The organism is Streptomyces sp. NPDC055749 (assembly GCF_053617235.1).
Window position 1 is genome coordinate 17,414 of the sequence record NZ_JBSHFH010000037.1, and the last position, 22,198, is coordinate 39,611.

The following is a 22,198-nucleotide window of genomic DNA, read 5'->3' on the forward strand; positions in this document are numbered from 1 at the left end:
CGATCAGGCCAGGGAGGCCGAGAGGGTGATCGTCGTGCCCGTCAGCGCCTGGCTGACCGGGCAGTTCAACTTGGCGTCCTCGGCGGCCTTCACGAAGCCCGCCTCATCGAGACCGGGCACCTCGCCCACGACGGTGAGGTGGATTCCGGTGATGCCGGTGCCGGGCTGGAAGGTCACATCGGCCTGGGTGTTCAGCCGGGTCGCCGTGTTGCCCGCCTTGGCGAGCCCGTTGGACAGAGCCATCGAGAAGCAGCTGGAGTGCGCGGCGGCGATGAGCTCCTCCGGGCTGGTCTTGCCGTTCGCCTTCTCCGCGCGCGACGGCCAGGAGACCGCGTACTCGCCGATGCCGGAGGAGTCGAAGGTGACGACGCCCTCGCCCTCGATCAGGTTGCCTTCCCAGACCGTGTGCGCCTGACGCGTGGTAGCCATGCTGGATTCCCTTCAAACGGTGTGCGCGGTTGTACGGGATGTACGAGCCTCCCGAAGGTGCCTCGTACGGCGTTACGCCCCCGAACCTACTGCGCCACCAGTCCCTTTGCGTCGCGCGCCAGCGCCGTCAGCCTGGAGATCGCCCGGAAGTACTTCTTCCGGTACCCGCCGTTCAGCATCTCTTCGCTGAACAGCTTGTCGAAGGGGAGCCCCGAGGCGAGCACCGGGACCTCCCGGTCGTAGAGCCGGTCCGCGAGCACCACGAGCCGCAGCGCCGTCGACTGGTCGGGCACCGGCTGCACTCCGGTGAGACAGACGGCGCTGACGCCGTCCGTCATCGCCCCGTACCGGCTCGGGTGGACCCTGGCCAGGTGTTCGAGCAGACCGGGGAAGTCGTCGAGGGCGGCGCCGGGCGTGGCGTACGCGGCCTTCGTGACCTGCTCGTCCGAGTACGGCGGCGGAGCCTCGGGCAGCCCGCGGTGGCGGTAGTCCTCGCCGTCGATGCGCAGCGGCCGGAAGTGCGAGGACAGACCCTGGATCTCGCGGAGGAAGTCGGCGGCCGCGAAGCGGCCCTCGCCGAGCTTGCCGGGCAGGGTGTTGGAGGTGGCGGCCAGTGCGACCCCCGCCTCGACCAGCCTGCTGAGCAGCGAGGACACCAGCACGGTGTCACCCGGGTCGTCGAGTTCGAATTCGTCGATGCAGAGCAGCCGGTGCCCGCTGAGCGTCTGCACGGTCTTCTGGAAGCCCAGCGCGCCGACCAGGTTGGTCAGCTCGACGAACGTGCCGAACGCCTTGAGCTCAGGTGCCGCGGGCGTGGCGTGCCAGAGGGAGGCCAGCAGATGGGTCTTGCCGACCCCGTAACCACCGTCGAGATAGACCCCGCGTGGCCCGGTCGGAGCAACGGCCGCCTTCCGGCCGAACCACTTCCGTTTCCCGCTCCCCGTGGCGTGCGCTCCGCCGAGGCCGCCCGCGAAATCGCTCAGCACCCTGACCGCTTCGGTCTGGCTCGGCTGGTTCGGGTCGGGGACGTACGTGGCGAAGCGCACCGAATCGAAGCGCGGCGGCGGCACCATCTCGGCGACCAGACGGTCGGCGGGAACGCGCGGCTCACGGGCGCACAGGGACAGGGGGGCCGCTTCGGCTATGGGGCTCTGCCCCGGAACGGCGGTGGATGACGACACAACTCGCCACCTTAAGGGCCATGCCAGACTGCACCACATGCGACGCCTGCTCCCTGTGACGGACCTGACAACCGACGAGACCGGCCCTGCCGCCGGCGCAAGCGGCCGGGCCGCCGACGCGACCGCCCCGACGAGCGTCCCCGCGAACGCGGCCGACGACCGCGAGTGGAGTCTCGAACAGCTGGCCGATGCGTACGCGTATCCGGACAGGGTCGGTCCGTGGCTGCGCGCCAACATGGTGTCCACCCTGGACGGTGCGGCCCAGCACGACGGCCGCTCCCAGGGCATCTCCTGCGCGAGCGACATGCGGATCTTCGGCACACTGCGCGGGCTGGCCGACGTGGTGGTGGTCGGCGCGGAGACCGCGCGTCTGGAGGGGTACCGGCCGGCCAGGGCCCGCGAGGCGTTCGCCGCGCGGCGCGCGGCGGCCGGCCAGGGCCCCGCCCCCGCGATCGCCGTGGTGAGCGCGAGCCTGAACCTGGACTTCTCACTTCCGCTCTTCACCTCGCCCCTCGTCCCGACCCTGGTCCTGACCGGGGCGGGAGCCCCTGCCGACCGGGTCCGCGAGGCCGAGCGGGCGGGCGTCCAGGTGGTCGTCGCCGGGGAGGGCTCCGCGGTCGCGCCGGAGCGTGCGGTCCGTGAGCTGGCCGCCCGCGGTCTGACCCGGCTGCTGACGGAGGGCGGACCGCGGCTGCTCGGCCAGTTCGTGGCGGCCGACGCGGTGGACGAGCTCTGTCTGACCGTCTCCCCGATGCTGTCGGCGGGTGACGCGCAGCGGATCGCGGTCGGCCCGTCGGTCGGTGTGCCGGAACGATTCGTCCTGGCGTCGTTGCTGGAGGAGGACGGGTTTCTCTTCACTCGGTACCGTCGTGATCCGTCTCGTTGACACGCGATCTGACAAGTAACGGAATTTCCCGTTCCGGTTAGCTCCGGATGGGCACACTTACTTCTGCAGACCCCGTGGCAGCGCGGGGAAGGATGGTTTCAGCAGCGGCCGTCACGGTCGATGGGACAAAGCGGAAGGGCGCCTGTCGTGTTCACAAGCGTTTTGATGATCGAGAAGCCCCTCACCCCGGAGGACGTGGAATTCGTCACCACCCTCCACGGCGAGGAGCGGATCTCGTTCGTCGTACTGATGCAGCCGCGGGGTGACCAGGCCGACGTACTCCTGCGCGCGATCGACGACGTGGCGATCGGAGAGCTGAAGGAAGCGACCCGCGAGGGGGAGGAACCGGCCGGCAGAGCCGCCCGGGAACCCGCCGAGATCGCCCTGGAATTCTCCCTGCGGGCGCTGCGCCAGGCCGGCTCGGACGCCGTCGGACAGGTGGTCGAGGACCACCCCCTCGACAAGCTCAAGACCGTCGTCGACGAGGCGAGCGCGGACGAGGTCATCGTCCTGACCGCACCCCACTACGTGGAGGAGTTCTTCCACCGCGACTGGGCCTCCAGGGCCCGTCACAAGGTCGGCGTACCGGTGCTCAAGCTCTTCGCGCACAGCGAATAGGCTGGGGGACCGTTACTAGCCTCGACCCTGGGAGACACGCGCATGGCACCCGGAATTCCTGCCGCCCTTGAACGGCCGCACTTCATCGGCATCGGCGGCGCCGGAATGTCGGGCATCGCGAAGATCCTCGCCCAGCGGGGCGCGAAGGTGGCCGGAAGTGACTCCAAGGAGTCCGCCACCGCCGAATCGCTGCGGGCGCTGGGGGTGACCGTCCACATCGGGCACGCCGCCGGTCATCTGGCCGACGACGCCACCTGTGTGGTCGTCTCCAGCGCCATCCGCGCCGACAACCCCGAGCTGGTCCGCGCCGCCGAGCTGTCGGTCCCGGTCGTGCACCGCTCCGACGCGCTCGCCTCCCTGATGACGGGCCTGCGCGCGATCGCCGTGGCGGGTACGCACGGCAAGACGACCACCACGTCGATGCTGGCCGTCGCCCTGTCCGAGCTGGGCCTCGACCCCTCGTACGCCATCGGCGGCGACCTGGAGGGTCCCGGCACCAACGCCCGGCACGGCGAAGGCGAGATCTTCGTCGCCGAGGCCGACGAGAGCGACCGCAGCTTCCAGAAGTACGACCCCGAGGTCGCGATCGTCCTCAACGTCGAGCTGGACCACCACGCGAACTACGCCTCGATGGACGAGATCTACGACTCCTTCGAGACGTTCGTCGGCAAGGTCGTCCCCGGCGGCACCCTCGTCGTCTCCGCCGACCAGGCGGGCGCCGTCGAGCTGGTCCAGCGGGTCCGCGACATCTCCACCCTGAACGTGGTCACCTACGGCTCAGCGCCGACCGCCGACGTACGCGTCCACAAGGTCACCCCGCGCGGCCTGACCAGCGAGGTCACGGTCGTCCTCAACGGGAAGTACCTCACCTTCACCGTCTCCGTGCCCGGCAGCCACTACGCCCACAACGCGGTCGCCGCACTCGCCGCCGGTGTCGCCCTCGGCATCCCCGCCCACAACCTCGCCTCGGCCCTCGGCAAGTACACCGGGGTCAAGCGGCGCCTCCAGCTCAAGGGCGAGGCCGCGGGCGTCCAGGTCATCGACTCGTACGCGCACCACCCCACCGAGATGACCGCCGACCTCGAAGCGATGCGCGGCGCCGCGTCCGACGCCCGCCTCCTGGTCGTCTTCCAGCCCCACCTCTACTCCCGCACCCAGGAGCTCGGCACCGAGATGGGCCAGGCGCTCGCACTCGCCGACGCCTCCGTGGTCCTCGACATCTACCCGGCCCGCGAGGACCCGATCCCGGGCATCACCAGCAACCTGATCGTCGACGCGGCAAAGGCCGCCGGAGCCGACGTCGTGGCGGTCCACGACAAGGCGGCGATCCCCGGGGTCATCGCGGGAATGGCCAAGCCCGGTGACCTCGTTCTCACCATGGGAGCGGGCGACGTCACGGACCTCGGCCCGCAGATCCTGGACCACCTGTCGAGCTGAGGGAGCCACTGTGGCGTACGACATCGAGAAGCCGGACGAGCAATGGCGGGCGGAGCTGTCCCCCGCCGAGTACGCCGTGCTGCGCCAGGCCGGCACCGAGCCCGCCTTCAGGGGCGAGTACACCGACACGAAGACCGAGGGCGTCTACTCCTGCCGGGCGTGCGGCTCCGAGCTGTTCCGCTCCGACACGAAGTTCGAGTCGCACTGCGGCTGGCCGTCCTTCTACGACCCGAAGGACACGGACGCGGTAGAGCTGATCAAGGACAGCAGCCACGGCATGGTGCGCACCGAGGTGCGTTGCGCCCGTTGCGGTTCCCACCTGGGCCATGTCTTCGAGGGCGAGGGCTATCCGACGCCCACCGATCAGCGGTACTGCATCAACTCGATCTCGCTGAAGCTGGCGCCGGACGAGAGCTGAGCCGAGCTCATCCGCTGAACCGCCCCTAGTCCTCTTCGGGGGACTCGGGGCGCAGCAGCGGGTGCACGACCCTGGGGAAGACCCGGGCGCGGACGACCGGCTCGGCCGAGCCGCCCTGGATGACCGTCTCGGCGACGCCCCAGGGGCGGCCGGTCAGCTGCACGGTGATGGTGTACGAGGACGAGCAGCCGGTGCACTCGTAGCGGTCGGCCCAGGTCTCCACGTCCGTGACGCTTCCCGGGTACCGCTTCACGTGCAGGTGCCGCGCGTGGCAGCGGTCGCACTTCTCGCCCGGCTCACAGGTCCCGCCGCACGGGCAGGGCACGTCGAGGGATTCGGCGGGGCGCCAGTGCTGGACGAGGAGGGCCTCCCGGGTCTGCCCCATGTCCTTCATGGCCTTCAGATTCCGGGCGGCGACGTTGTACGACTCGCCGGTGGCCGCCATCCGGTCCCGGATCACGTCCTTGCGTCCGCGGTTGGTCGTCATGTGTTCCTCCTGGGTGTACGCAGCCCGTCAGGAGGCCCACGAAATCGTTCTCCCTACGGTACCTGTCGCGCCGCACCGGCGGTCCCCGCACTCCCTGCCCGGTCCGGGGCGCTTCGGCCGAGAACCGAACAAAGTGACTATTCCTCGCGAGTGGGACGCAAGGCGGCGCGCCGTCGTCGAGTTCATTCGGCTTGTTCCTCCGCCCTGATCTTGACTTTCCTGTGAAGCGGTCGTGAATTCGGTCTTCATATTCCGACGCGGAAATACCCTGACCACCGAAAACGGTCCATGGCCGATTCAACCGGCAATGATCGCCGGTTGACCGAAACCCTCCCTTGACCGGCCTCTTGGCGCGATACAGACTCCCAAGAGGCACTCATGCATCAGGAGCCACCGAGCGCATTCGCATACGGATGGCCCTGCGAGACCGATATCGCACGGGGTGAACGGCGGGGGAAAGCACGGGGATCGTTCATGCGGAATCCACGCATGCACGCAATTCCTTCACGTCCTCTCCCATCTCTTGTCTCATCTCTTGATGCGCGAAGGGAATGGAGGGGGAATGCCGACGCATATGGGCTATCCCGGCGTTTACATCGAAGAACTTCCCAGCAGCATCCGTACCATCGCCTCGGTCACCACCTCGGTGACCGCGTTCGTCGGGCACACGCGCCGGGGCCCGCTCAACCAACCGGTGCGGGTCACCAGCTTCGCCGACTTCGAGCGCCGCTTCGGCGGGCTCACCTCGCAGAGCGCTGTCGGTTACGCGGTGCACCAGTTCTTCGGCAACGGCGGCACCCAGGCCGTCGTCGTCCGGGTGGCCAAGGCCGGCACCGGTGAGGAAGCCTGCGTCACGCTCCACTCCACCGAGGGGCACAGCGAGTGCCCGGTGCTGGAGGTGCACGCGAAGGAGCCCGGCGTCTGGGGCTCGGGCCTGCGGGTGGCGATCGACCACGACACCCCGGCTCCGGACAAGACGTTCAATCTCCAGATCCTCGACGCGCGCGGCGGGGCGCGGGAGTCCTTCACCGGCCTCTCGATGAACGCGGGCCACGGCCGCTTCGTCGAGACGGTCGTCAACGCGGGTTCCTCCCTCGTCCGGGTGAAGGCCCTCGACGAGGACCGGCCCGACCCGTCCGGCACGGTCTCCAAGCCCTTCGCGGCGCAACTGCCGGACCTGGAAGTCGAGCTGAAGGTCAAGATCGGCGATGTGGAGCGCGAGTTCACGCTGTACGAGCCCGACCGAGACGGCGAGCCGCCGGCCAACGTCACCGAGCTGGCGCTTCTGCTGGAACGCAAGCTGCGCGCGCTGCCCGACGCCCCGGGGAAGCACGCCTTCGCCGGGGCCGAGGTCACCGCCTTCGGCCGGCGGCTCCAGGTCGTCGCCGGGTCCGTCGACCCGGACGACGTGGTCCGCTTCGTCGGCGAGTGCGCCAACGACCTGGGTCTTGAGGCCTCGGTCAACCCGCCCGTCTTCCCGCTGGAGGGCGGCAAGGACGGGGACCCGCCCGGCCCGCGCGACCTCATCGGCAGCGAAGCGCGCAAGACCGGCGTGCAGGCGCTGCGCGACGTGGACGACGTCAACCTGCTGGTCCTGCCGGAACTCTCGGCGTACGAGTCCACCGAGGACATGGTCACCGTCCTGTCCGCGGCCGAGCAGCTCTGCCGCGAGCGACGGATCTTCCTGCTTGTCGACTCGCCCTCCACCTGGGGCAGCGTCGACGCCGCACGGGCCGGGATCGGGGCCTTCGAACCCGTACGCAGCAACCACGCGGGGCTGTACTTCCCGCATCTGCGGCTGACGGACCCGCTGACCGGACGGCTGCGTTCCTTCCCGCCTTCGGGTGCCGTCGCCGGGGTCATCGCCCGTACCGACGGCGAGCGCGGTGTATGGAAGGCGCCCGCCGGGACCGAGGCACGGCTCGCCGGCGTCCGGTCGCTGACCGTCAAGCTGACCGACCGGGAGAACGGGCTGCTCAATCCGCTGGGCGTGAACTGCCTGCGCACCTTCCCCGTGGTGGGTCCGCTGGTGTGGGGCGCCCGCACGCTCGAAGGCGCGGACGCGCTCGACAGCGAGTGGAAGTACGTACCGGTGCGCCGGCTCGCACTGCATGTCGAGGAGAGCCTTTTCCGCGGTCTGCAGTGGGTCGTCTTCGAACCCAACGACGAGCAGCTCTGGCAGCAGATCCGGCTCAAGGCATCGGCCTATCTCAACGATCTGTTCCGGCAGGGTGCGTTCAAGGGCGGCACACCGCGCGAGGCGTACTTCGTGAAGTGCGACAAGGACACCACCACCGACGCCGACATCGAGCGCGGAGTGGTCAACGTCGTCATCGGCATCGCGCCCGTCAAGCCCGCGGAGTTCGTGATCGTCAAGATCCAGCAGGTCGCCGGAGAGTTCTCCCTCTCGTAACCAAGCAAAGGAACACGAAGGAAACCGATGGCTGAGTTCCAGATAAACGCCCATCGCTTCGACCCCTACAAGAATTTCAAGTTCCTGGTCCTCTGGGACGGTCGAACGGTCGCGGGCATCAGCAAAATCAGTCCCCTGAAGCGCACCACCGAGGTGGTCAAGCACCGCCACGGCGGTGACCCGAGTTCACCGCGCAAGTCGCCGGGCCGCTCCGAATTCGAGGGCGTCACACTGGAGCGCGGTGTCACACACGACCCCGAATTCGACCGGTGGGCCAACAAGGTCTGGCAGGTCGGTGCCGGGCTCGGCTCGGAGGTCTCGCTCCGGGACTTCCGCAAGGACATCATCATCCAGGTCCTCAACGAGGCCGGGCAGGTGGCCGTCTCGCACAAGCTGTACCGGGCCTGGGTCAGCGAGTACCAGGTCATGGGCGAACTCGACGCGAACGCCAATGCCGTCGCCATCCAGAGCGTGAAGCTGGAGTGCGAGGGCTGGGAGCGGGACTACGAGATTCCGGAACCGGTCGAGCCGTCGTTCACCCACCCGGCCTGAACGACACCGTGAACCCTGGGACAGCCCCGGTGGGGCCCGCCGAGCTACTGGCCGCCTGGGAGACCGGGCTGGCCCTGGGGGCGGCGGAGAAGTCACTGCTGCTGCACCGGGCGGCCCGCCCGGGGGCCGGTACCGACGAGTTGCTGTCGGTACCGGTCGGTGAGCGGGAGGCCGATCTGTTCGCGCTGCGCCGGTCGCTGTTCGGTGAGCGCATGCAGGTGCGGGTCGAGTGCGGTGCCTGCGGCGAGGCCATGGAGTTCGACCTCGACGCCGGTGCGCTGGGCGCGCGTCCGGCGGCGCGGGACCGGCCGCTACGGGTGGCGGAGGACGACTGGGTGGTCGAGTTCCGGCTGCCCACCGTCGCCGGTCTCGCGGCGGCCGGCGCGGCAGGCTCGCCCGCCGAGGCCCGTCGGCTGCTCGTGACCGACTGCACGGTACGGGCGCTGCGCGGCGGGGAGCCCGTCGCCGCGGAGCACCTGGCGGCTCTGCTGCCCGAACGGGTGGAGCGGCTCATCGCCGAGAAGGCCGCCGAGGCGGACCCGACGGCCGAGGTGACGCTGAACGTGGCGTGCCCCGAATGCGGTGAGGCCACCCCGGCCGAGCTGGACATCACCTTCTACCTGTGGACCGAACTGGACAACTGGGCACGGGACTTGCTGCTCGATGTCCATCTGCTCGCCACCGCCTACGGGTGGTCCGAACCGGAAATTCTGGCGCTCAGCCCCATTCGGCGTCGTTACTACCTGGAGCTGTGCACCGATGCCTGACTACTTCGACCGGCTGCTCGCCCGGTACACGCCGGTGGCCGCGGCCACCGGCACCGGCGACTCCGGTGCGCGGGTGCGGGTGAGGCCCCGACTGGCCGGCCCGTTCGAGCGGGCCGAGGCGCTGCGGTACGGGCCGCCAGAGGCGGACGAGCCGGCCGCGCTGATCCCTTCCGCTCCGACGGCCGCCCCGGACCGGCCCCGGTCGGTGCGGCCGGACCGGGAGGTGCGCACCGAGCGCCACACCGTGGTGCGCACGGAGCGGGCGCCGCAGTCCGGCGAGCCGGTTCCGCAGGCCCCGCCCGGGACACCGGCCCCGGCACCACTCCTGCGGCCCCCGTCCGCCCCTTCGCCGATGGCCCGGCCCGCCGGGGCGGAGGGCGCGCGTGCGGGACGCCGGGGAAGGCCGTCCACGCCGGAGGACGCGACGTCGGCGCCTGCCGTGCAGGCCGGCCCCCCACCGCTGGCCGCAATACCGGCGCGTGCGGCGGCGCTGCCCGCGCCACGCGACTCCGACACCGCTGCCGCGCGCGGTGCGGCGCTCGGCTCGGTGGGGCGGCGCGCGCCGCGCCCGGCCGAACGCGTCGTGCACGTACAGATCGGCCGGCTGGAGGTCAGCGCGGCAGCGCGGCCCGGTGCGAACGGTTCACCGGCCGGGCGCCCCGCACAACAGGCCGGCCGGCCGGCCCCCGTACTGACTCTGGACGACTACCTGTCGCGCGGCGGGAAGAGGGACTGACGACATGAGCAACGCACTCGCCGTCGCCACGGTCACCCAGGCGCTCGCTCTGCTGATCGAGAGCAACCTGGGGCCCGAGATGGACATCGCGGTCAAGGTGGAGACCCGTAAACCGCCGTCGGAACCGCCGAGCGAGCCGACCATCACGGTGTTCCTCTACCAGGTGACGCCGAACGCCGGAATGCGCAACAACGACCTGCCGACACGCGCCGCCGACGGCACCCTGCGCAACCGTGCGACCGCGCCGCTGGACCTGCACTACGTGATCAGCGCGTACGGGGAGGAGACGGAGCTGGTCGGGCAGCGGCTGCTGGGATGCGTGATCCGCACCTTGCACGAAATACCCGTACTGCCCCTGGAGTTGATCGAACTGGCTGCCGATCGACCGTATCTGGCGGGCAGCGACCTGGCGGCCTCACTGCAGAAGGTGCGTTTCACGCCGACGGTCATGGACGTCGACGAGACGTCCAAGCTCTGGGGAATGCTGCACCAGACCCCCTACACGCTGTCGGTGGCCTACCAGGCATCGCTGGTGGTGATCGAGGGCCGCGAGAAGCCGGTCCCGGCGAAGCCGGTGCAGGAACGCACGGTACGGGTGCTTCCGTTCGGGGCGCCTGGGGCTCCGGTGCCGCCGGGGGCGGACGAGACGCCTCCGGTGACTGCCGAAGGCAACCCGCTCCCGGCCGCGGCCGAGAAGGCCCCGGCACCCACGGCTGAGAAGTCCCCGGCGAAGAAGGCCGCGGCGAAGAAGGCGCCCGCCAAGCGAGCGGCTCCGCCTCGGCCCCGCAGGGCGGCCGGGAGCGATACGCCGACGCCGGACGACAAGGGCTGAGCGGGAGTGCGGAACACGGGGGGTGAGGGCATGGGTACGAACGAAGGGGCCGGTCGGAGCGAGGGCGGCCGGGACGCGGCAGCGCAGGGACGGGCGCTCTCGGCGGCCATCCACGCCGTACTCGCCCGCGTCGACGCACACGCCGGGCGCGCGACACGTCCCACGGGCGCGACGCGTCCCCCGCGCGCGGCAGGAGCGGCGGGGGCGGCCGACACGGCAGGAGCCGCGCAGCACGCACGTCCCGCCCGGGCCGCACAGCCCGTACAGCCCGCACGGGCCGCGCAGCCCGCACAGAGCACCGGCACCGACGTCACCCCCTCGAACAGCGCCACCCCCGCCGCCCTCGACGCCCTCGTCGCGTGCTTCGGCCTGAGCCCGTTCGAGCGCGAGATCGTCCTGCTGGCCGCAGCAGCCGAGTTGGAGCCCACCACGGGCACCCGGTGCGCCGCGGCCGGCGGCGACCCGGAGCGTACGTACCCCACCTTCTCGCTCTCCCTCGCCGCGCTCGGCGATCCGCACTGGAGCGCCCTCACGCCCGTCGCCCCGCTGCGGCGCTGGCGGATCGTCGAGCTCGACGACGAGACCCGCCTGACCACGTCCCGGCTCCGGCTCGACGAGCGGATCCTGCATTTCCTGGTCGGCTCGCCCTACCTGGACGCCCGGCTGCACGGGCTGCTGCGCCGCACCACCGTGCCGGACTCGCTGCCCACCTCGTACGACCTGGCGGCGAGCCGGGTCGCGGCGGGCTGGTCGGGGGCGGGGCGCGGGGCGCCGCTCCGCGTCGAGCTGGTCGGCGGCGATCTTCGTACCCGTGCGGACATCGCCGCGGTCGCGGCCCAACGCTCCGGACTCGGCCTCTACGAGATGTCGGCCGCCGACGTTCCGACCGCTCCGGACCGACGCGACCTGCTCGCCCGCCTGTGGCAACGCGAGGCGATTCTGCTGCCGGCTGCGCTGCTGGTGGAGGTCGGCGAGCTGGACCGCGAACAGACCGCCGCCACCGACGTGTTCGTCGAGAGTGCGGCCGTGCCGCTGGTCGTGTCGAGTCCCGATCCGCGGCAGACGGCACGCCCCCGAGGCGAACGCGTCACCGTTCCGCCGCTGGACGCGGACGAGCAACTCGGGGTGTGGACCGACGCGTTCGCCGACGTACCCGATGTCTCACCGGCCGATCTGCGCGACCTCGTGGCCCAGTTCTCACTGCCACCCCATCTGGTCCGTACGGCCGGAGCGGCAGTGGCCCGGGACCTGCCGGGCGAGGACGAGCTGGATGCGACGGGGCTGGCTTGGCAGGCGGGCCTGACCGAGGCCCGGATGGGCATGGACGAGCTGGGCCGGCGGATCGAGCCGCAGGCTGCCTGGGGCGATCTGGTGCTGGCGGAAGGGCAGTTGCGGGTCCTGCGTGAGATCACCGCGCATGTGCGGCAGCGGCCGACCGTGTACCAGGAGTGGGGATTCGCGGAGACGCTGCGCCGGGGCCTGGGCGTCACCGCGCTCTTCGCGGGCGGCTCCGGCACCGGCAAGACCCTCGCCGCCGAGGTGATGGCGAAGGAACTGGGCCTGGACCTGTTCATCATCGATCTCTCCCAGGTGGTCAGCAAGTACATCGGTGAGACCGAGAAGAACCTGCGTAAGGTCTTCGACGCCGCCGAGCAGGGCGGGGCGCTGCTCCTGTTCGACGAGGCCGACGCGCTGTTCGGCAAGCGCAGTGAGGTCAAGGACAGCCACGACCGGTACGCCAACCTCGAAGTCAGCTATCTGCTGATGCGGATGGAGGCGTACCGAGGGCTCGCGATCCTCACGACGAACATGAAGCAGGCCCTGGACACAGCGTTCATGCGCCGTATCCGCTTCGTCGTCGACTTCCCCTTCCCCGGCGAGAGCGAGCGGGCCGAGATCTGGCGCCGGGTGCTGCCGTCGCGTGCACCGATGAAGGGCGTCGATCCGGAGCTGCTGGCCCGGCTGACCGTGGCGGGCGGCTCCATCCGCAATATCGCGCTGTCGGGTGCCTTCCTCGCCGCGGAGGAGGGGGACAGGCTCCAGATGCGCCACATGCTGGAGGCCGCCCGTACCGAATACCTGAAGCTCGACCGTTCCCTGACGCCTTCGGAGGTGCACGGATGGGTCTGAACGAGCAGCAGCACACGGTACGGGTGGACATCGGCGAGCTGGTGCTGGACGGGTTCGGCCGAGTGGACCCGGAACGCGTATCGGAGGCTTTCCAGGCGGAGTTGGGGCGGCTCGTACGGGAACGGGGCGTCCCGCTGGCGGCGGACGGCGGCCAGGCGCTGGACGCCCTGGCGGGGCTGCCCCCGCTGCCCGCGTCGCTCTCCGCGCGGCGCCTCGGCCAGGAGCTGGCGCGCGCGGTGCACACCGGGCTCTCGGGCGGGGGTGAGGTCACGCGATGAGTACGTCCCACTCCCAGGAGGCCCGGTCCGACCAGTCCGACAGGCGCCGCAAGCGCAAGGAACGCGCCGCATCCCGCGGGCCCGAGCCGAAGAACATCGTCAGCGGTGCGGGCCAGCCGCTCGACCTGAGCGTACGGCGGGAGCTGGAGGAGCAGCTCGGGCACGACTTCAGCCGGGTGCGGCTGCACACCGACCCGGAAGCGGGCGCGCTCACCGAGATGCTCGGCGCGGACGCGGTCGCTGTCGGCCAGGACATCTTCTTCCGCGAGGGGACCTACCGTCCCGGCACGACGGACGGTCAGCGGCTGCTCGCCCACGAGTTGCTGCACACGGTGCAGAACCCGCACGGTCTCGGCGCGCTGCGGGCCGGGCGCGACCTGGGCGCGGTGAGCATGCCGCAGCAGGCGATGGAGCGCGAGGCGGAGTCGGCGGCGCAGGATCTCGTACGGGACGAGGAGTCCGAAACCCAGGTCGAGGAGGGTCAGTCGACGCCCGGCTGGCTGCGGTACGCGACGGTGGACGCGGACCGGAACCGTATGGAGCAGATCGACCCGGCAACGCTCGTGGAGCGGCTGGCGAACTCGGTCGTACGCTCGCTGCGCGGCGACCCGGAAGACCGGTCGAAGCGCACCCGCAAGCAACTGGCCAGGCTGCCCGAGGAGTTGCAGGACAACGTCCTTGAGCGCCTGGAGACCAGGCTGCTCAGCTCGGAGCACGAGCGGGTGCTCGACCTTGTCGACGAGGTCGAGGCGTACGACGATCTGGAGCGCAACTCCCTCGAAGCCCCGACCGTCGAGAACGATCCGGTCCAGGAGCTTTGGTACGAGCGCGAGACCGAACGGCGTGCGGCCGAGGAACAGCAGGAAGAGGAGCAGCAGCCCGCGCCCGCGCCGGGTCCGGAGAAGGACACGGACACGGGCCAGGAGGCGGGCGAAGGCGCGACGGCGGGGGACCAGGATTCGGCAGCTCAAGCAGCTCCCGAGGCGCCGGCTGCCGCGCCGCAGCAGCAGCCGTCGTCCGAGGGCGGCGGGAAGGAACCCGCAGGCGCCGCCGAAGGCAAAGCCGGTCAGGAGGGCCAGGCAGGCGCGGCAGGTACGGAGGGCACGGAGGGCACGGATCAGCAGGGCGCCCCGGCCGCGAGCAAGGAGGAGTCCGCGGCCAGGAACCGTCCGGGCGCGGTCGATGCGCTCGTAGCGGGACAGCAGCTGAAGCAGGAGGACAAGGGTGGCTCGGAGAAGCCCGCGGGTTCGCCGGCCGCCTCGGGCAAGGACGACCAGCTGCCCGGTGCGTTCAGCACGCTCGACGGCATACGCAACCAGGATCTCGACGGCCCGGAGGAGAAGTCCCAGGACGACCCGTTCGGCTCCGGCAGCGAGTCGGAGGTGGAGGTCGGCGGCGGAGAGCCGAGCGCCTGGGACGTAAAGCTCCAGCCGGAGGACTTCCTGCCCGCGCAGGACCTCGACGTGTCCTCAGTACCGACGGCGGACAAGCTGGACTCCGCCTCGTCCGCCACCCCGTCCTTCCCCGCGCCACCGGTGACCAAGGCCGACCGGGTGCAGGCCGAGCGGGAAGCGGAGGACGCCGAGGACGCGGCGGTGGAGCCCGAGCCCGAGCAGGACGGTGCCGCTTCACTCGCGGATACGGACCCGTCGGCTGAGGCGGACGAGGGCACGCAGGGGGACACACAGCTCGGCGGACTCGCGCTGGAACAGGCCGCCGAGGTACGGCCGGTGACGGGTTCACGAGACCCGAAGAGCGGCGCCGACCCGAAGGCAGGCCCCGTCGCCGCGCAGACGGCGGTGCAGGAGGCGCCGGGCACGTCCGAGAGCGGCAGCGATGCCAAGGAGGCGGCGGCCAAGGAGGAGAAGGGCACTGCCGCCGGGGGCGGGACGTCGGCGGGTGGGCAGGAGAAGGCGTCCCCGCAGGCGGTGGCAGGCAACGCGGCGGCGCCGGAACCGGCGGCCAGGGAGGAGCAGAAGAGGACGGACGCGGCGCCTGCGGGCGGGAGCGAGCCGACGGCGGATGCGCAGGCCCCCTCACCCGCGCGGGACACGCATGTCTCCGGCGGGTCCAACGTGGATACGTCGGGCGGTGCACCGAGCGAGCCCGCTTCCCGTACGGAGACCCCGGCGCCGAAGACCTCTGCACCAGCACCCGCACCCGCCGCCCCGGAGCCCACGGAGGCCACCACCGCCCCGACCGCGGCGAAGGCCGCACCGGCTCCCAAGGCCGCAGCGTCCAAACCGGCTCCCGCAGCCAAGGGGTCGGGCGGCGGAGGTGGCGGCGGAGGCGGCGGCGGGGCGAAGGCTGCCGCACCGGGCAAGGGCAAGGGCAAGAAGGACTCGGCATCGACTCCGAACCTCTCCGGGGTGGCCCCGGAAGCCGGCCTGACGACGGCCTCGAAGCTCAAGCCGCACAAGGCACTTCAGGCGATGACCGGTGTGAGCGGCTCCGTTGACCGCACCGTCGGCGACGAGCACAGGACCCTCGCAGCCGCGCCGCCCTCGATGCAACGCCCGGCGGGCGCCCCGCAGACCCTGGAGGGCAAGCCGAAGGCTGATGCGCCGGCCCAGTACTCCCAGGATGCGGCGGCGAAGTCCGAGGCCCCGAAGGACGAGAAGGCCGAGGTCAAGGGGGCCAAGGAGCCCGAGGGGCAGATCGAGGCGGAGAAGGCGGAAGAACCCGGCGGCTGGGACACCTTCAAGATGGCCCTGGGCTTCGGCCTGGCCAAGGTCGCCAACTTCTTCGGCGCCGACATCGACGCGTCGGAACTTGCCGCCAAGTTCGCAGGGCTGCCGACCAAGGACGAAGCACTCAAGAAGGCCCAGGCGGGCAACGCGCCGGGCGTGGAGATGGAAGGCGCCGCCGAGCAGACGGCGGGCGAGCAGGGCACGGCCGTCGACACCAAGGGCCAGGAAACGGTGGCGACGGGCAAGGACGACGCCGCACGCCCGATGGGCGAGAACCAGGTCTACCCCAATGCTCCCAAGGAGCAGATGACGGCGAAGGTGCCTGGCGGGCAGGGCGGCAACGGAGGAGCGCCCGACAGCAGCGCCGGAACCGGAGCCGTACCCCCGGAGGCGGCCTCCGAAGTGGCGGAGCACGAACAGGGGCCGCAGTTCCAGGCCGCGTTCGGCGAGGGCCAGAAGGGCATGTCCGAGGGTCGGCAGACCAAGGACAAGGACTTCCGCGACTCGCAGCAGAAGCACAAGGCGAAGGTCGACGCCGAGATCGCGACCAACACCAAGAGCCAGGCGGGCGAGCGCGAGAAGGCCCTGAACGAGGTCACCGCCGAGCGGGCCGACTGGCGCACGGAGCAGGACGCGGAGCTCAAGACCCTCGGCACCAAGAAGACCGAGCGGCACGAGAAGGTCCGCACGGACGTCAAGGACAAGGAGAAGAAGACCGACGAAGACGTCGTCAAGGAGAAGGACGACGGCGACAAGAAGATCCAGGAAGAGAACACCAAGGCCGAGAAGGACGCGGAGAAGAAGCGCGACGACAGTGTCGAGGAATCGGGCAACTGGGTCAGCAAGGCCTTCGACTGGATCAAGAAGAAGGTCATCGAGATCAAGGACGCGATCGTCCGCGTCATCAAGGAGGCGCGTGAAGCGGTCGTCGGCTTCATCAAGAACTTCAAGGAGACGGTCGAGCGCTGGATCAACGAGGCCCGTAAGTTCATCGTCGACGCGATCAAGAATCTGATCAATGATCTGATCGAGTTCGCGAAGGCGATGGTGCGGGCGATCATCGAACTCGCCAACCGGATCAGGAAGTTCATCACCGGTCTGATCGCGGCGGCGATCGCCTTCGTGAACAAGCTGGCCACGGCGCTGAAGCAGATCATCACGGATCTGCTGAACGCCATCGGAAAGCTCCTGAGCAGCATCCTTGACCTGCTCAAGAAGATGCTGCAGGCGGCGGTCAAGGCGGTTGTGGCGGCGGTGAAGGCGGTTCTCGACTTCGCCTCGAAGCTGCTGAGCGCGCTCGGCGACTGGATGCTGATCGCTGTCGACTTCCTCTCCGACCCCGGCGGCTGGCTGGGCGGCGCGAAGAACTCTGCGGTGGACGGCGCGAAGAACCACCTGTTCCGCGAGGTCAAGGCCGCGGTGAAGCAGTGGTTCAACGACAAGATCCAGGAGATCATCGGCGTCCCGAAGGCCATCTTGGACAAGCTGCTCAAGGGCGGCATCAAGATGGAAGAGATCGTCAAGGAGGCTTGGGACGCCGTAGTCCCCCAACTCCCCCTGATCATCGGCGAACTGGTCATGACCAAGATCGTCGCCAAGCTGATTCCGGGCGCGGGCTGGGTGATGGCCGTCATCGACGCCATCCGTACGGCCTGGGGTGCGCTGAGCGCGATCCTGAGCGCGCTGGGCATGGTCCTGGACTGGCTGAAGGCGGTCCGGAGCGGCGGCGCCGGCATCCTCTTCGCCAAGGCGGTCGCGGCGGGCGTGGTCGCCCTCCTCGAAGTGCTCTACCAGGCGCTGATGACCGGCATCGGCAAGTACGTCTCCAAGGTGGGCAAGCGCCTCAAGGGCGTCGCGGCCAAGCTCGGCAAGGACAAGGGCGGCGACAAGAAGAACCAGGAGCAGGACCCGAAGAAGGACCCCTCGCCCCCGAAGCCGGACCTGACCAAGCCCGGCAAACCCAAGAACACCCCGGGCAACGACAGGAATGGCAAGCCGAAGGAAAAGGACGGCACCAAGCCGGACACCCGCCCGACGCCGTCCCCGAAGCCCAAGCCCAAGCCGGAACCCCCGGCCAAGCCGAAGACGGAGCCGGACACAAAGCCCAAACCGAAGGACGACACCCCGGGCAAGCCCAAGCCCAAGCCCAAGGACAAAGACAAGGACGGCGACGGTAAGAAGCCGAAGCCGAAGCCCAAGGACGCAGACAAGGACCCGAAGAAGCCGAAGCCCGGTAAGGACAAGGACCCGGCCAAGGAGAAGCAGGAGAAGCAGGAAAAGAAGGACCAGCGGAAGAAGGACGAGGACTCGCAGGAGTCGAAGGAAGAACGGCTGCGGAAGATCATCGGACGCATACGCCCGAAGATCGGCAGCCTGCTGCGAAAGTCGGTTCCGCAACGACCGTTCGATGCCGTACTCACAGGAATGCGAGCCTGGCATCGATTGACGGATCTCACGCGCAACGGGTCCCAGGCCTTCGAGGTGGTGGCCAAACTCAACCCGACCGGAAAGGCGGAGGACGGATACCAGCTTTCCGGAGCCGAAATTCGACCGCTGATCAGGGAGGTCACGAACGACATCCTGGACCGTGACGACGTGGCTGAAGCAGCCTTGGAGATGCGGCGGAAGAAGCACGAGGCAGAAGGGGACGACGAACGTCAAGGAATTGACGAGGCGTTGCAGATCGGCGGCGGCCGGGACATCCCTGCGGCGGTGCGATATCTCCGCGACCGCGGTGATCAGCTGGATGTATCGAAGCCGGGCGAGGACCCGGACATTGCGGATCCCTATGATGTCGGCTGGGGCAAGATGGAGCTCTACGACATCGGCGGGAACCAGGAACGGGTCAAGGAACAGAAGAAGACGGGGCAGACCAATTCAGTCACGCAAGGAATAGGTAAGTACCAGCACCTACCGGAAGGAGCTCCTAAAAAGCCGAAGGGACGGAAGCCCGAGGAGAGTCTGAAGAGTGTCGGTCTGTCCGGTCCACGATTCGCGATCGGGCTGCGCTCGTACATCCTCGAAGGAAAGGCGCCGGACGGTTTCACGGACGCTCAGGCCGAACTGGTGAAGAACGCCCATTGGCTGATGTTCGTCCGTGAATCCCATCGGAACCCGACCAACCTCGCCTACGCGGCCATGACCGCGGATCTCCTCACCTACGGCTCCGAACGGGGTGGCTTGAGTCCGCACCAGGCGTTCGCCGAGCACGAAGGGAAGAGGCTCGGAGGGCGCGGCCAGTTCCCGATGTCCATGGTCGGCGCATCCCCTGCCGCGCAAGGCAACGAGGAGGAAGCCAAGGGGCAGAAAACAGGACTGAAGGGGAGCAAGGCGCAACGAGATGAGCTGAAGCAACGCGAAGCGGACCTCGCGGAAAAATGGCTGCTTGCCAAGATCGGCGGCGAGGGAATCAAGTTCGACGACAAGCAGGATGCCGAGCGAAAGGTTCGAGAAATCATCAGAGAGTTCCTGATAAAGTTCTACGGACTGTAACGAGGAGAGGTGTCCCCCATGACGGATTTCATTGAACGACTGGTTATCAAGGCCAGTTTCACATCGGACGATGTCGACTTCGTCTCCATGCAACGAGGCTGGATTCTGAAGCAGGCGCAGAAACCTGAGTCCGGAGCATTTATTGACGTCTGGGTGACACTCGATCGCAAGACGGAGATCCACCAGGTCGACGACCGGCCCATCGGTACTCGGTACTTCACCCTGCGTGGGCCCGGCAGTGGCGAAGTTTCTCAACATATTCGTGAGGACTGTGAACTCTGGTCCACGCAGGAAGCATTGAGTGAGTTGCGTGGGGTGAGCGCAAGGAGCGATAAGCTTGTCTGCGTCTACGCCGCGGCTCTGGCTGCCGGTGAAGAAGATGGGGAGCAGGTCACTCAGGAATTCCGGAACGTCACGCGCGACCCCGATGCAGGAATTCGCCAGTCGGTGATCCTTGCCGCAGGGTATTTCCCGTACCCAGGTCTTGTCGACCTGGTCAGGGAGCTGCGGGACAGCGACCCCGTAGAGCATGTGCGGCGGAACGCGCAACTACTCCTGGACGGGCTTTCCCAGGGGAACTGAGCATGTGAAAAGTTGATTCGGCGTTACCCCGGCATGACCTTTTGGAGGGCTGACAATGACCCGCTACGCAGACATACCCAAGCCCATCCGCTCCGGCATAGTCGTAGTGGACCCCGAACGCGGCACCCCCCAGCGCATCATCGTCCTCCAGTTCAACCCCGACACCCTGGAACGGAGCCTCGCGCCCCAGTCGGCCGGCTCCGGTGGGGACTCCGGGGGAGGGGGCAGTGGGTCCGGGGACCGGAACGAGGCTCTTCGGCTCAAGGGGCCCGCTCAGGAGACCTGGAAGTTCACCGCCGAGATCGATGCCACCGATCAGTTCGAGGTGGCCGCTCCCGACGGCATCCACCCCGAGCTGGCCACCCTCGAAATGCTGGTGCATCCGACCACCGCTCAGCTGCGCGAAGCGAGCCGCCTCGCCAAGAAGGGGACCATCGAGATCAGTCCGATCGAGATGCCGCTCACCCTCTTCACCTGGGGCAGCAAGCGCGTCATGCCCGTGCGCCTCACCGAACTGTCCATCAACGAGTCCGCGTTCGACGTGAATCTCAATCCGATCCGGGCCGCACTGAGCATCGGCATGAAGGTGCTCAGCGTCAGTGATCTGCCGGCCGGGCACCGCGGGGCCGACCTGTACCTGGCCCATCTCGCGCAGAAGGAGCGGCTCGCCAGGGCCGCGCGCAGTGGCGGGCTCGGCTCGCTGGGGCTCGCCGGCGGCAACGCCGTCACGGGGAGGAAGTGAAGGACATGGCCGACATCGAAGCGTACGAGAACGCGCTGGACGCGATACCCGGCGCCCACCCCTACCCCCGCTCCAGCCGGTACCACGACGCCGAGATCGGCGTGCACCGGATGCCCGACGGGACCGAAGTGCGGTACGCCAAGCGGCGGTTGCTGCCATCGCTGGACGAAGCGGCACAGGAGAGCGCACCGCACACCGTCAGCAGCGGCGACCGGCCGGATCTGCTGGCCCAGCGGTACTTCGGGGACCCGGGACAGTGGTGGCAGATCGCCGATGCCAATCCAGTGCTGGACCCGCGCGAGCTGACCGAAGAGGCGGGCCGCACCATCGCCGTCCCGCACGCCGGGGGCTTCCCGGGGGCGGGGGCGCGGTATGCCTGACCAGCCCGTGGGGGGCGGGCCCATCCACATCACCCTGCAGACGGGTTCGCGGCTGACCCGGCCCGTTCCGCCCGAGGTCACCGAGGCGCTGCTGTCGGCGCAGATCACGGCGACCGCGGGCGAACGCAGCGGATTCCAGATGGCTTTCGACCTCACCAAGACGGGGGCGCTGTCCCGGAGGCTGTTACCCGAAGGGTTCTTCGACCCGAAGACCCGGGTGATTCTCAGCGTCAGCGTGAAGGGCACCGCCCGGGTACTGCTCGACGGACTCATCGTGCGGCAGGAGGTCGGCGCCAGCAATCAGCCGGGGCACTCCACCCTCACGGTGACCGGCGAGGATCTCACCCTCCTCATGGATCTCGAGGAGCGCACCGACCGGTATCCCAACCTGCGTCCCGCCGGACGCGTCGCACGCATCCTGGCCAAGTATGCCGATTACGGCATCGAACCCCGCGTCTTCCAGGAGCAGATCGAGCAGCCGCCGCGCGAGCGGCTGAGGGTCGACTACCAGTCGGGCACCGACCTGAGTTACGTGAACGAGCTGGCGCGGGCCAACGGATACACGTTCTATCTCGAACCCGGGCCACGCCCCGGCTACTCCACAGCCGTCTGGGGCCCCGAGGCCCGGATCGGGCAGCGGCAGCACGCGCTCAACGTCAACATGGACGTCAACTCCACCGTGGACCAGCTGACGTTCGCGTACGACGGGACCGCCCGCGAGGAACCGCAGGCGCGTGTGCAGGACCCCGCCACCCGGGACAGCCGGCTCCTGCCGCAGCCCGACATCGGGCCGCTGCGCCCGCCGCTGGGCCGCCGCGCCACTCCCGCGCTCAAGCGCAGGACGCTGTCCGGCACGGCCAAGAAGGAATCGGCGCAGGCCCAGGCGGAGCTGCTGGCACGCGCCGCGCTGTCGGCCGATGCCATCTCCGGTTCCGGGTCCCTTGACGTCAACCGGCACGGCTACATCCTCCGGTCGCGCGAGCTCGTCGGGGTGCGAGGCGCCGGGGTGACGTACGACGGCGACTACTTCGTCAAGTCCGTCACCCACAACATCAGGCCGGGCTCCTACCAGCAGAACTTCACGCTCTCGCGCGAGGGCCTCATCGCCCGGAGCGCCACCGTACGGCCGTAGCGCCCCCAAGAACCAG

Annotated in this window: 19 protein-coding genes; 16 read left to right on the forward strand and 3 right to left on the reverse strand. The window is 69.3% G+C overall.

Features of this window, described 5'->3' with window-relative positions; all coding sequences use genetic code 11:
- Window positions 1-3: 3 nt before the first annotated feature.
- Window positions 4-429: an OsmC family protein gene (locus ACWGO0_RS25150; RefSeq protein WP_453539234.1), complete on the reverse strand. Its 426-nt coding sequence runs from the start codon at window positions 427-429 to the stop codon at window positions 4-6.
- 86 nt (window positions 430-515) lie between these two features.
- Entirely contained in the window at window positions 516-1,610 is a 1,095-nt protein-coding gene (zapE, locus tag ACWGO0_RS25155; protein ID WP_453539237.1) for a cell division protein ZapE, read from the reverse strand.
- 37 nt (window positions 1,611-1,647) lie between these two features.
- Here zapE and ACWGO0_RS25160 point away from each other — a divergent pair, with 37 nt between their 5' ends.
- From ACWGO0_RS25160 to msrB, 4 genes are all read left to right on the forward strand, one after another.
- Entirely contained in the window at window positions 1,648-2,496 is an 849-nt protein-coding gene (locus tag ACWGO0_RS25160; RefSeq protein ID WP_453539240.1) for a pyrimidine reductase family protein, read from the forward strand.
- A gap of 165 nt (window positions 2,497-2,661) precedes the next feature.
- Window positions 2,662-3,114, forward strand: coding sequence for an indole-3-glycerol phosphate synthase (locus ACWGO0_RS25165; RefSeq protein WP_453539243.1), 453 nt, complete (start codon window positions 2,662-2,664; stop codon window positions 3,112-3,114).
- Between the two features lie 42 nt (window positions 3,115-3,156).
- On the forward strand, window positions 3,157-4,551 hold the full coding sequence (murC, locus tag ACWGO0_RS25170) for a UDP-N-acetylmuramate--L-alanine ligase (protein WP_453539246.1): 1,395 nt from the start codon (window positions 3,157-3,159) through the stop codon (window positions 4,549-4,551).
- A 10-nt stretch (window positions 4,552-4,561) separates the two neighbouring features.
- On the forward strand, window positions 4,562-4,969 hold the full coding sequence (msrB, locus tag ACWGO0_RS25175) for a peptide-methionine (R)-S-oxide reductase MsrB (protein WP_453539248.1): 408 nt from the start codon (window positions 4,562-4,564) through the stop codon (window positions 4,967-4,969).
- A 25-nt stretch (window positions 4,970-4,994) separates the two neighbouring features.
- Here the strand turns inward: msrB and ACWGO0_RS25180 are convergent, their stop codons facing one another.
- Window positions 4,995-5,456: a hypothetical protein gene (locus tag ACWGO0_RS25180; protein WP_453539251.1), complete on the reverse strand. Its 462-nt coding sequence runs from the start codon at window positions 5,454-5,456 to the stop codon at window positions 4,995-4,997.
- 562 nt (window positions 5,457-6,018) lie between these two features.
- Between ACWGO0_RS25180 and ACWGO0_RS25185 the strand changes: the two genes are divergently transcribed.
- Genes ACWGO0_RS25185 through ACWGO0_RS25240 form a run of 12 tightly spaced genes read left to right on the forward strand, consistent with a single transcriptional unit; the run spans window position 6,019 to window position 22,182 of the window.
- Window positions 6,019-7,869, forward strand: a complete 1,851-nt coding sequence (locus tag ACWGO0_RS25185; protein ID WP_453539253.1) for a phage tail sheath family protein — start codon at window positions 6,019-6,021, stop codon at window positions 7,867-7,869.
- Between the two features lie 27 nt (window positions 7,870-7,896).
- Window positions 7,897-8,421 carry a phage tail protein gene (locus tag ACWGO0_RS25190; RefSeq protein WP_329206313.1) on the forward strand — a complete coding sequence of 175 codons (525 nt, stop codon included), beginning with the start codon at window positions 7,897-7,899 and terminating at the stop codon, window positions 8,419-8,421.
- A gap of 8 nt (window positions 8,422-8,429) precedes the next feature.
- Entirely contained in the window at window positions 8,430-9,188 is a 759-nt protein-coding gene (locus ACWGO0_RS25195) for a T4 family baseplate hub assembly chaperone (RefSeq protein ID WP_453539257.1), read from the forward strand.
- Window positions 9,181-9,924 carry a hypothetical protein gene (locus ACWGO0_RS25200; RefSeq protein ID WP_453539260.1) on the forward strand — a complete coding sequence of 248 codons (744 nt, stop codon included), beginning with the start codon at window positions 9,181-9,183 and terminating at the stop codon, window positions 9,922-9,924. Before ACWGO0_RS25195 ends, ACWGO0_RS25200 begins: the two co-directional genes overlap by 8 nt.
- Window positions 9,925-9,928: 4 nt before the next feature.
- The gene (locus ACWGO0_RS25205; protein ID WP_453539263.1) at window positions 9,929-10,756 is read left to right on the forward strand and encodes a DUF4255 domain-containing protein; all 828 of its coding nucleotides are present in this window, start codon (window positions 9,929-9,931) and stop codon (window positions 10,754-10,756) included.
- 30 nt (window positions 10,757-10,786) lie between these two features.
- On the forward strand, window positions 10,787-12,886 hold the full coding sequence (locus ACWGO0_RS25210) for an ATP-binding protein (protein WP_453539266.1): 2,100 nt from the start codon (window positions 10,787-10,789) through the stop codon (window positions 12,884-12,886).
- Window positions 12,877-13,164, forward strand: a complete 288-nt coding sequence (locus ACWGO0_RS25215; protein WP_453539269.1) for a hypothetical protein — start codon at window positions 12,877-12,879, stop codon at window positions 13,162-13,164. The genes ACWGO0_RS25210 and ACWGO0_RS25215 overlap by 10 nt, the downstream gene beginning before the upstream one ends.
- Window positions 13,161-19,346 carry an eCIS core domain-containing protein gene (locus ACWGO0_RS25220; RefSeq protein ID WP_453539272.1) on the forward strand — a complete coding sequence of 2,062 codons (6,186 nt, stop codon included), beginning with the start codon at window positions 13,161-13,163 and terminating at the stop codon, window positions 19,344-19,346. The genes ACWGO0_RS25215 and ACWGO0_RS25220 overlap by 4 nt, the downstream gene beginning before the upstream one ends.
- An 18-nt stretch (window positions 19,347-19,364) precedes the next feature.
- On the forward strand, window positions 19,365-19,928 hold the full coding sequence (locus tag ACWGO0_RS25225; RefSeq protein WP_453539275.1) for a HEAT repeat domain-containing protein: 564 nt from the start codon (window positions 19,365-19,367) through the stop codon (window positions 19,926-19,928).
- Between the two features lie 55 nt (window positions 19,929-19,983).
- The gene (locus ACWGO0_RS25230; RefSeq protein ID WP_453539278.1) at window positions 19,984-20,670 is read left to right on the forward strand and encodes a hypothetical protein; all 687 of its coding nucleotides are present in this window, start codon (window positions 19,984-19,986) and stop codon (window positions 20,668-20,670) included.
- A gap of 5 nt (window positions 20,671-20,675) precedes the next feature.
- Window positions 20,676-21,050, forward strand: a complete 375-nt coding sequence (locus ACWGO0_RS25235; protein WP_453539281.1) for a hypothetical protein — start codon at window positions 20,676-20,678, stop codon at window positions 21,048-21,050.
- On the forward strand, window positions 21,043-22,182 hold the full coding sequence (locus ACWGO0_RS25240) for a hypothetical protein (RefSeq protein WP_453539284.1): 1,140 nt from the start codon (window positions 21,043-21,045) through the stop codon (window positions 22,180-22,182). The genes ACWGO0_RS25235 and ACWGO0_RS25240 overlap by 8 nt, the downstream gene beginning before the upstream one ends.
- Window positions 22,183-22,198: the final 16 nt, after the last annotated feature.

Excerpts from the sequence above, each read along its gene's own strand:
- ACWGO0_RS25165 (WP_453539243.1), top strand. The coding sequence starts at position 2,662 with ATGATCGAGAAGCCCCTCACCCCGGAGGACGTGGAATTCGTCACCACC.
- ACWGO0_RS25215 (WP_453539269.1), top strand. The coding sequence starts at position 12,877 with ATGGGTCTGAACGAGCAGCAGCACACGGTACGGGTGGACATCGGCGAG.
- ACWGO0_RS25230 (WP_453539278.1), top strand. The coding sequence starts at position 19,984 with ATGACCCGCTACGCAGACATACCCAAGCCCATCCGCTCCGGCATAGTC.
- ACWGO0_RS25160 (WP_453539240.1), top strand. The coding sequence starts at position 1,648 with ATGCGACGCCTGCTCCCTGTGACGGACCTGACAACCGACGAGACCGGC.
- ACWGO0_RS25210 (WP_453539266.1), top strand. The coding sequence starts at position 10,787 with ATGGGTACGAACGAAGGGGCCGGTCGGAGCGAGGGCGGCCGGGACGCG.
- ACWGO0_RS25220 (WP_453539272.1), top strand. The coding sequence starts at position 13,161 with ATGAGTACGTCCCACTCCCAGGAGGCCCGGTCCGACCAGTCCGACAGG.
- ACWGO0_RS25180 (WP_453539251.1), bottom strand. The coding sequence starts at position 5,456 with ATGACGACCAACCGCGGACGCAAGGACGTGATCCGGGACCGGATGGCG.
- ACWGO0_RS25225 (WP_453539275.1), top strand. The coding sequence starts at position 19,365 with ATGACGGATTTCATTGAACGACTGGTTATCAAGGCCAGTTTCACATCG.
- ACWGO0_RS25235 (WP_453539281.1), top strand. The coding sequence starts at position 20,676 with ATGGCCGACATCGAAGCGTACGAGAACGCGCTGGACGCGATACCCGGC.
- ACWGO0_RS25190 (WP_329206313.1), top strand. The coding sequence starts at position 7,897 with ATGGCTGAGTTCCAGATAAACGCCCATCGCTTCGACCCCTACAAGAAT.
- ACWGO0_RS25185 (WP_453539253.1), top strand. The coding sequence starts at position 6,019 with ATGCCGACGCATATGGGCTATCCCGGCGTTTACATCGAAGAACTTCCC.
- ACWGO0_RS25240 (WP_453539284.1), top strand. The coding sequence starts at position 21,043 with ATGCCTGACCAGCCCGTGGGGGGCGGGCCCATCCACATCACCCTGCAG.
- murC (WP_453539246.1), top strand. The coding sequence starts at position 3,157 with ATGGCACCCGGAATTCCTGCCGCCCTTGAACGGCCGCACTTCATCGGC.
- ACWGO0_RS25150 (WP_453539234.1), bottom strand. The coding sequence starts at position 429 with ATGGCTACCACGCGTCAGGCGCACACGGTCTGGGAAGGCAACCTGATC.
- ACWGO0_RS25205 (WP_453539263.1), top strand. The coding sequence starts at position 9,929 with ATGAGCAACGCACTCGCCGTCGCCACGGTCACCCAGGCGCTCGCTCTG.
- ACWGO0_RS25200 (WP_453539260.1), top strand. The coding sequence starts at position 9,181 with ATGCCTGACTACTTCGACCGGCTGCTCGCCCGGTACACGCCGGTGGCC.